Genomic DNA, 1,797 nt, shown 5'->3' on the forward strand with positions numbered 1-1,797 from the left:
CTCTCATTCGATCCACCTTCCCCTGATGTCATCGGTATCCACAAGTCTGTTCTTGAGCCCTCGCCTGGCGTGCTGGAAAAGACCATCCTTGCCTCTTCTCCGTAAAAAAGGCTCAGTCGGTGTTTAATGTTCTTCAGCGCATACCCTTTCTTCGTTGAAGACGGCGACAGCAGTGCCTGTTCTACCTTGTCTACGTCCATCCCTTTGCCGTTATCTTCGATCGTCAGGTGAAGCCGATCCCCATCCCTGATTGCACCAATCCGGATTTCACCTCCGGAGGTGAAATCCTCGAAGCCGTGCTGGATACTGTTCTCCACGATGGGTTGGAGCAAAATTTTGGGTAGAGGACTTCGCAGAAGCTCTTCATCCGTCACCTTAATCTCGTATGTGAACAGGCCCTCATAGCACTTCTGCTGAATGGCGCAATATTGCTGAACATGGGACAGCTCATCGTCAAGTGAATTCCAATCCTTTCCCCCACTTAAGCCGATTTGGAACATTTGGGATAAGGCCATAATCATTTCATTGACGTCGTCGTTTTCACCCAAAACCGATTTGCAATAGATTGTATTTAACGTGTTATATAGAAAATGCGGCTCCATCTGGGCCGTCAGCGCTCGCATCTCCGCTTTGAGCTTACCCGCCTCGCTTTCCCTCACATCGTCGATCAGGCGATTGATCTCGTCAAGCATCCGGTTGAACTGATTTCCGACTTGGGCAACTTCGTCGTTAGAGCGGCTTGAGAACCGGACGTTCAGGCGGTTGTCCTCTACCTCTCTCATCAGCCTTTGCAGCTTGAAGAGTGGAAGGAGAAGCAATGAGGTTAGCTTGCTGGATAGGAGCCATGACAGCAGAAGAAAGAATCACCATAAGTCAGGATGGTCGTGCGCTTGACGCCGTTCATTTGCGACAGCAGCTTGTCCTTCTGCTGAATACCGAACAATCGCCAGTCCGGTACCATGGAGGACTTGGTGTAATTGACCAGGTAATCAGTTGTATCGAACTTATGAAAGAAGGATCCCTGGCTGCTTTCAGTAATGCTTCTCAGAAACGGCTCGTCCCTATTTAACGGATGGTGCAGGGACCAGGCTGTTTGAATGACTTCCTCCCCATGGGAGTCCACGATGAAATAATCATCATCGTCATTGGAGGTATGCTTGTTCACCGTGTTGATTAAGCCATTCTCATTCACATTGACCACGACAAATACGTTTGTACTGGTGATATTCCCCTGCATACCCTTTGTCATGAAGGAGACGACTCTGCTGTTTCCCGTGAAGAATTTATCCGTGTGACCTTTCACCCACAATCCACCATCATTGTCTTTGAGGTCATAATAAAAATTTGATTCGTAAAAGGATTGGGTCTGAGATCGACGCTGCGATACGGGGTAAAAGTCGCCGATTGGGGTGGCAATCAATATGCTTTCAATCAGCGGTTCGTTGAATGTAACCTGCGACAATACATATTGAAGCTCCGACAGATGCACGTAATAGTTCGCGATGGTGTTGCTCTGGACATCCAACATCATCTGCTTAAAAGCATCGCTGAGCATTAGCGAACGAACGGAAGTCGAGATACTGTACAGCTTGTCGTCCAGAATCTGGGCTGTTTTATTCACCGTTTCTTGGCTGGACGCAAAGGCATTCTTTTGCAGTTCTCTCGCGGCTATCCCATATGAGGCGATGCCGACCGTCCCGACTGCAAGCGTTATCATCATGATAAATGCCAAACGGACCCTTTGTTTGAAGGAGATCCCGAACATCTTCTGCTTGATCTGTTCGTTCCATTGGATAG

At 48.4% G+C, this 1,797-nt stretch carries 2 protein-coding genes; both read right to left on the reverse strand.

Going from position 1 to position 1,797, the window contains the following annotated elements; genetic code table 11:
* On the reverse strand, positions 1-782 hold a 782-nt coding region (locus tag CPT76_RS41090), incomplete at its 3' end, for a sensor histidine kinase (RefSeq protein ID WP_258169109.1).
* Positions 783-823: 41 nt separating this feature from the next.
* Positions 824-1,797 (reverse strand): cache domain-containing protein (locus tag CPT76_RS41095; RefSeq protein WP_258169110.1); only part of this gene is annotated, 974 nt, incomplete at its 5' end.

The organism is Paenibacillus sp. AR247, assembly GCF_002968895.1.
Classification (GTDB): domain Bacteria; phylum Bacillota; class Bacilli; order Paenibacillales; family Paenibacillaceae; genus Paenibacillus_AQ; species Paenibacillus_AQ favisporus.